Consider the following 7,866-nt stretch of genomic DNA (forward strand, 5'->3'; position numbering starts at 1 on the left):
TCAGTGATCGACATGGCCGTCACCGCGGCCGGATCGCGCGCCATCGGCGCGCGGCTGTCGAACCCTTTGTGCGACCCCTACGCCATTGCCAGCCGGCTGGACGATGTGGCGCATTTCGTGGCCGATTACGGTCTTCGAGAAGATATCCGCAAGCAGCTTGCCGCCATGCCGGATATCGAGCGGGCGCTGGGCCGGATCGCCATTGCACGCGGAGGTCCGCGCGACCTGGGCGCGATCCGCGACGGTCTCATGATCGCAGGGCACCTCGCACACCGGCTTTCGGCCAGCGCCACCTTGAGCGGGCTGCCCGAGGGACTGGACAACATCTGCGAGACGCTGAGCTGGAGCGATCTCGAACTCGCGCGCGAGCTCGATGCTGCCCTCGACATCGATCTTCCGCCCACCGCGCGGGACGGCGGATTCGTCAAGGCCGGCTATTCCGCCGACCTGGATGAAAACCGGTCACTGCGCGACGAGACTCGCCACGTAATCGCGGGACTGCAGAGCCGCTACTGCGAGATCTCCGGTGTGAAGTCGCTGAAGGTGAAGCACAACAACGTGCTGGGCTACTTCATCGAGGTTCCAGCCTCCTCGGCTGGCGCGTTGCAGTCTCCCGCGCAGGCCGGCCTCTTTATCCACCGGCAGACGGTGGCGAGCGCCATGAGGTTTGTTACCACCGAACTCGCCTCCCTCGATCAGCGCATTGCGGCGGCGGCTGACAAGGCGCTGGCCCTCGAACAGGATATCTTCGCGGCACTGTCGGCCCGTGTGAGCGCCCGGCGCGACCTGCTTTCGAAGCTCGCGGATGCTGCAGCACAGCTTGACGCCGCTGCGGCGCTGGCAGAAGTTGCCGAGCGGCGGCGATATGTGAGGCCGCGGGTTGATGACTCCACCCGCTTCGCCATCGCGGGCGGCAGGCATCCCGTCGTGGAGGCTGCCTTGCAGGACAGCGCATCGGGATCCTTCGTCGCCAACGACTGCGAGATCTCTGGTGACGGCAAGAGATTATGCCTGCTCACGGGCCCCAACATGGCCGGCAAGTCGACCTATCTCCGCCAGAACGCGCTGATCGTGATCCTCGCGCAGATGGGCTCTTTCGTTCCTGCGGCGCAAGCGCATTTTGGCGCGGTGGACCGGCTCTTCAGCCGGGTGGGCGCGGCCGATGACCTGGCACGCGGCCGATCGACCTTCATGGTGGAAATGGTCGAGACGGCGGCGATCCTGAACCAGGCGACCGGCAGATCATTTGTCATCCTTGACGAGATCGGACGGGGCACGGCGACATTCGACGGCTTGTCCATCGCCTGGGCAACGCTTGAGCACCTGCACGGCGTGAACAGGTGCCGTGCCCTCTTTGCCACCCACTACCATGAACTGACGCAGCTTGCCGCCAAGCTTCCGCACCTTGCCAACGCGACGATGAAGGTGAAGGAATGGCAGGACGACATCATATTCCTTCATGAGGTGATCCCCGGCGTCGCGGACCGGTCGTATGGCATTCACGTGGCAAGGCTCGCCGGCCTCCCGCCGGCCGTGATCAGCCGCGCCCAGAAAGTCCTCGAGAAACTCGAACGGGGCGGCGCAAAGGGGCCAGCCTCCAGTCTTGCCGAGGATCTGCCGCTGTTCCAGCAGCCGGCCCCCCGCCCGGAACCCAGGGAAAGCGCCGTGGAGAAGAGACTTGCAGGCCTTGCACCCGATGAGCTATCGCCGCGCAAGGCCCTGGAGCTGGTCTATGAACTAGTGTCCCTTCTGTCCGCACGGCAGGCATGAGAAACAAAGACGTTCCGCAGAAGCTGATCGATCCTGCAGTGTTCTACGAGGAACTCCTCGCCGCTGCGAGGAGGGCTCCAGCCGGGCCAAGGCCGGACCGGGGCACCGTCGTCGAGATCCTGAAGGGTACACTTGAGCGTATCCATGTCATTGCCGAGCAACAGCTGATCGCGAATGGCGACGGAACACGCTGTGCCGAATCCCTCAGCCTCGCCGAGGACGAGATGATTCGCGCCCTGTTCAGGCTGGCTGGTTCCGAGCTCTACCCGGCCGGTGAAACCGAAGAACGCATCGCTGTGGTCGCGGTGGGGGGCTATGGGCGCGGTACGCTCGCTCCGGGCTCAGATATCGATCTGCTCATCATCCTGCCGTCGCGCCAGACAGAGAGGGTGCAGGCCATCGTCGAATTCCTACTCTACTGCCTGTGGGACATGCGCCAGAAGGTTGGGCATGCCACGCGCAGCATCGATGAGTGCATCCGGCTCGCCAAGTCCGACAATACGATCCTCACAGCCATTCTCGAGGCGCGCTACATCTGTGGAGACGAAAATCTGTTCGACCGGCTCGTGGCCGACTTCCGCCGCGAAATCGTCTCCAAGGGTGCGAAAGACTTCATCTCCGCGAAGCTGAGCGAGCGCGACCTGCGCCACTTCAAGGTGGGCGAAAGCCGCTATCTCGTCGAGCCGGATGTGAAGGACGGCAAAGGCGGCCTGCGCGACCTGCATACGCTGTTCTGGATCGCAAAGTACATCTACGCCACCAACTCCACCGACGATCTCGCCGAGAAGGGCGCCTTCACCCGCGAGGAACTCGCGATCTTCAAGAAGTGCGAACGCTTCCTCTGGGCCGTGCGATGCCACCTCCACTTTCTGTCGAAACGCGGCAATGACAGGCTGAGCTTCGATCGCCAGTCCGACATCGCAGAACGCCTCGGCTACAAGGCCCACGGCGGATTGAGGCACGTCGAGCGGTTCATGAAGCACTATTTCCTGGTGGCCAAGGACGTGGGCGATCTGACGCGCATTCTCTGCGCCAGCCTCGAAGCCAGGCAGGTGAAGGATGCGCCGGGGCTCGGCCGCATGTTTGGCCGGCTATTGCCGAAGTCGACGGGCAACCTCAGTGATGCACCGGCTTTCAGGCTGGAAGGCGGGCGTGTGGTGCCGAGGACGGCCGACGTGTTCAGGAACGACCCCGTCAACATGTTGCGCCTCTTCGCGGCCGCAGGAAGACACGGCGCCGAGATACATCCGGACGCCATCAAGCTTCTGCGCAAGTCGCTGGGCCTCCTTCGAGGCATCCTGGATGATCCCGAGGCCAACGCGATCTTCCTCGAACTGCTTACCTCCGGCGACAATCCAGACATCATTCTGCGCATGATGAACGAGGCCGGGTTGCTCGGCAGATTCATTCCCCCGTTCGGCCGCATCGTGGCGATGATGCAGTTCAACATGTATCACCATTATACGGTGGATGAGCACCTGATCAGGGCCGTTGGGCATTTGTCAGCCATCGAGCGCGGCAAGCTCAGCGACGACCATCCGCTGGCGAGTGCTCTGTTTCCGACAATCACCAGCCGCCGGCTGCTGTATGTGGCGGTTTTTCTGCATGATATTGCAAAGGGAAGGAAGGAAGACCATTCGGTTGCGGGGGAGCGCATTGCGCTTGAGCTTTGCCCGAGGCTTGGGCTGACAGCATCGGAAACCGAAACGGTTGCCTGGCTGATCCGCCATCATCTGCTGATGAGCGAGACCGCTCAGATGCGGGACCTCAACGACTTCAAGACCATTCTCGATTTCTGCACAATCGTGCAGAGCCTCGAACGTCTGAAGCTCCTGATCATCCTTACCGTTGCGGATATCTGCGCTGTTGGCCCCGGCGTATGGAACGGCTGGAAAGGCCAGCTCCTCCGCACGCTCTACGCAGAGGCCGAGCCCTTGCTCACGGGCGGGCACACAGCTGTTACGCGCAAAGAAAGGGTTTCTGAAGCGCAAGGGGCCTTCTTCGGCAGGATGCCGGGCTGGAACGATGAAACGAAAAGAGCCTATGCCGCTCGTCATTATGACGCATACTGGCTCGGTACTTCAACCGAAGAGCAGTTGAAGCACGCCGAGCTCATTTCGAGCGCAGCGGAAAAGAGCGTTGTCACCCGCACGGAAACGGATTCCTTCACCGCCATCACGGACCTGACGATCTATGCTCCCGACCACCCTAGGCTTCTCGCCCTCATCACAGGCGCCTGTGCGGCAGCTGGCGCAAACATCGCAGGCGCCAAGATATTCACCACAACCGACGGCATGGCGCTCGACACCATCCTGATCCAGCGCGAATTCGCGGAAGAAGAGGATGAACGGCGCCGGGCTGAGCGCGTCGCCGATCTCATACGCAAGGCCCTGCGGGGAGAACTCTGGCTCAAGGAGGCTGTGGCGCGCGCCTATAAGCCGCAGCAGCGCATCAAGGCATTCACGGTGGAACCGCGCGTCATCATCGACAATCAGTCCTCGAACCGCTTCACCGTGATCGAGATCAATGGACTCGACCGTATCGGCCTTCTATATGACCTGACAGAGGCGCTTTACCGCCTGAACCTCAACATCGCCTCGGCGCATGTGACGACTTTCGGTGAAAAGGCCATAGACGTGTTCTACGTGACGGACCTTACAGGCGCGAAGATCGAAAACGCCGCGCGCCACGCGCAGATCGAAAATGCACTGCGGCACATCCTGAAGCCGGCGCCGACTTCTCCGGCCTGAACCAGGATGTCACTTCTCAGATCCGCAGCAACCGTCGGCGGACTGACGCTGGTGAGCCGTATCCTCGGCTTCGTGCGCGACCAGTTCATCGCTTTCACGCTCGGCACCGGCCCGATCGCCGAAGCTTTTTTCGTGGCCCAGCGCTTTCCAAATCTCTTCCGCGCGCTCTTCGCTGAGGGAGCCTTCAACAATGCCTTCGTTCCTCTCTACGCCAAGTGCGTGGAAGGGGAAGGAGCAGAGAAGGCGCGGGCCTTTGCCCAGGAGGTATTCTCCGTTCTTCTGGCCTGGCTCCTCGTCTTCACCGTAGCGGCGATGCTGGCGATGCCGCTGCTCATCCACGTCATCGCGCCAGGGTTTACGGGTGACGGCGACAAGTTCCAACTCGCCGTGGATCTCACCAGGATCTGCTTTCCCTACCTTTTGTTCATGTCCCTTGCAGCGCTGCAAGCCGGGGTACTGAACAGCCTGAACAGGTTCACCGCCGCTGCAGCAGCCCCAATCCTGCTGAACATAGTGATGATCGGCTCCAATCTGGTGGCGTGGCTGTTCGATACCGGCAACACGCCCACGACCGGTTACATCTTCGCCTGGGGCATCTTCGTGGCGGGCTTGGCACAGCTGGTTCTGCTGACCATCGCCAGCCGCCGTGCCGGCATGCCGCTCCTGCCACGATGGCCAAGGCTTACACCCGAGGTGAAGCGGGTCATCCGACTGTCCGTGCCGGGCATCATTTCAGGCGGCGTGATGCAGATCAACCTCGTGGTGGCGACCATGATCGCCACCACATTCGATGGAGCGGTGGCCTATCTCTACTACGCCGACCGCCTGTACCAGCTACCGCTCGGCGTCATCGGTGTGGCGATCGGCGTGGTTCTGCTGCCCGACCTTTCACGTAAACTGCGCGCCGGCGATGAGGCAGCAGCCCTCGGCAGCCAGAACCGGGCACTCGAGCTCTCCATGTTTCTGACCCTGCCTTCCGCCATCGCTTTGATGGCGATTCCGGCGCCCATCATCCATACCGTCTTCGAACATGGCGCCTTCACCCGGATCGATACATTCGCAGTCGCAGCGGCGGTTCTTGCCTTCGCCTCGGGACTTCCGGCCTTCTCACTCTCGAAGATCTTTCAGCCGGGGTTCTACGCCCGCGAGGACACCGCGACCCCAATGCGCTTCGCCATTATCTCGGTCGTGGTGAACGTTGCGGCAAGTCTCATCTTGTCACGCTTTCTGGGTCACGTCGGCATTGCGCTGGCAACGTCACTGGCCGCATGGGTGAACGCAGGCCTCCTCGCCTATACCCTCAGCCGCCGGGGCCTGTTCAGGCTGGACGCGAAATCGCGCATGCGCCTGCCACGCATTCTCGCTTCGGCCCTCATCATGGGCGCACTGCTGCTGGGCGGATCATGGTTGCTGCGGGCGAACTATGCCGAGGAGGCAGGCTTCCTGGCCGCAGCCTGGGGCCTGCTACTGCTCGTCACAGGTGGCGGCTTGAGCTATTTTGCGATTGCGCACGTATCCGGCGCCATGCGACTTGGCGAGATCAAGACAATGCTGAAACGCTAAGACTTTGGCGCTAGAATTGGCCCCATGACCGACAAGACAGATGAACAAGACGTCGCATTCGGCTTCCGCCGGGTAGGCGAAACAGAAAAGCAAGGCCTCGTAAACGAGGTCTTCTCCAAGGTTGCCGAGCGCTACGACCAGATGAACGACCTGATGTCTGCAGGTCTCCACCGGCTGTGGAAGGACGATCTGGTGTCGATGCTGAACCCGCCGCATGGCCAGGGTGCCTTCAGCCATCTCGACGTGGCTGGCGGGACGGGCGACGTGGCGTTCCGGGTGCTGAGAGCCGGAGGTCCCAATGTACGGGTGACGCTGGCCGATATCTCGCCAGAGATGCTGGGCGAAGGACGCAAGCGGGCCGAAACGGACGGACTGCTCGGCCGCTGCGCCTTCAGCGTCGCCAATGCCGAAGCCCTGCCCTTTCCGGACAAGTGCTTCGACGGCTACACCATCGCCTTCGGCATCCGAAACGTGACCCATATCGACAAGGCACTCGCGGAGGCCTACCGCGTCCTCAGGCCCGGGGGCCGCTTCCTGTGCCTGGAGTTCTCACAGGTGGACGTGCCCCTGCTCGACGGCATCTACGACGCCTATTCCTTTACCGTCATCCCTGCCGTGGGGAAGGTGGTGACGGGCGATGGCCAGCCCTACCGCTATCTCGTGGAATCAATCCGCACCTTCCCGAGGCAGGATGACTTTAAGTCGCTGATCGAGGATGCCGGGTTTGCCAACGTCACCTACCGCAACCTTACGGGCGGTGTCGTTGCCATCCATTCGGGTTGGCGCATCTGATGTTCTCAAGCCTGAGACACAGCTTCAATCTGTTGCGTGCAGGCCGTACCCTCGCAGCCTATGACGCGCTGATGACGCCAGAGCAGCTGAGGCAGCTTCCATGGGCGGCCCGGACGGGCCTTGCGATTGCCAAGATCGGCACGCGGTCACCAAAAACCGGCGACGGGAACGCAGTTGCCGCGGCACTCTCATCGCTTGGGCCGAGCTACATCAAGCTCGGGCAGTTCCTGGCGACCAGACCCGATCTCGTGGGTCCGCGCCGCGCCTTCGAACTCAAAGCCTTGCAGGACAAGCTGCCGCCGTTCCCGTCGGAAATCGCGAGAGACATCATACGCGAGAACCTCGGCGCGGATGTGAACCAGCTCTTCGCAGAATTCGGCCCACCTGTCGCAGCAGCGTCGATCGCGCAGGTGCACAAGGCGCGGAGTGCTGACGGCCGCGAGCTTGCGGTCAAGGTGCTGAGGCCCGGCGTGGGCAAACGCTTCGCAGCCGATACGGCAAGCTATTACTTCGCCGCGCGCCTGATCGAGCGTTTCAGCACGGAGGGACGGCGCCTGAGGCCCGTGGCTGCCGTGCGCATGCTCGAGCAGTCCATGAAGCAGGAACTCGACCTGCGCATGGAAGCCGCGGCACTTTCCGAGATGGCGGAGAACACCAAGGAAGATCCCGGCTTCCGCGTGCCCAAGGTCGATTGGGAGCGCACCGGGCGTGATGTGCTGACCACCGAGTGGATCGATGGCACCCCGATCTCCGACATCGAGAGCTTGCGCGCCCATGGGTTCGACCTGGTGAAGCTTGGCGACTCGGTTATCCAGAACTTCCTGCGTCATGCGATCCGCGATGGATTCTTCCATGCGGACATGCACCAGGGGAACCTGTTCATCGACCGTTCTGGCAACCTCGTCGCCGTCGATTTCGGCATCGTGGGAAGGTTGGGCGAGAAGGAAAGCATGTTCCTCGCCGAGATCCTCTATGGTTTCATCACCCGAAA

General features: G+C 62.2%; 5 protein-coding genes. All 5 read left to right on the top strand.

The features are described from left to right. On the top strand, window positions 1-1,770 hold a 1,770-nt coding region (gene mutS, locus ACILRA_RS16320; protein ID WP_395663133.1), incomplete at its 5' end, for a DNA mismatch repair protein MutS. Beyond that, the gene (locus ACILRA_RS16325) at window positions 1,767-4,520 is read left to right on the top strand and encodes a [protein-PII] uridylyltransferase (protein WP_395663134.1); all 2,754 of its coding nucleotides are present in this window, start codon (window positions 1,767-1,769) and stop codon (window positions 4,518-4,520) included. The genes mutS and ACILRA_RS16325, both read left to right, overlap by 4 nt. Window positions 4,521-4,526: 6 nt before the next feature. Next, window positions 4,527-6,083, top strand: coding sequence for a murein biosynthesis integral membrane protein MurJ (gene murJ / locus ACILRA_RS16330; RefSeq protein ID WP_395663135.1), 1,557 nt, complete (start codon window positions 4,527-4,529; stop codon window positions 6,081-6,083). A 24-nt stretch (window positions 6,084-6,107) separates the two neighbouring features. Then, on the top strand, window positions 6,108-6,875 hold the full coding sequence (gene ubiE / locus ACILRA_RS16335; protein ID WP_395663136.1) for a bifunctional demethylmenaquinone methyltransferase/2-methoxy-6-polyprenyl-1,4-benzoquinol methylase UbiE: 768 nt from the start codon (window positions 6,108-6,110) through the stop codon (window positions 6,873-6,875). Further along, on the top strand, window positions 6,875-7,866 hold a 992-nt coding region (locus ACILRA_RS16340; RefSeq protein ID WP_395663137.1), incomplete at its 3' end, for an AarF/UbiB family protein. The genes ubiE and ACILRA_RS16340, both read left to right, overlap by 1 nt.

The organism is Aestuariivirga sp. (genome assembly GCF_044239095.1).
Lineage (GTDB): Bacteria > Pseudomonadota > Alphaproteobacteria > Rhizobiales > Aestuariivirgaceae > Aestuariivirga.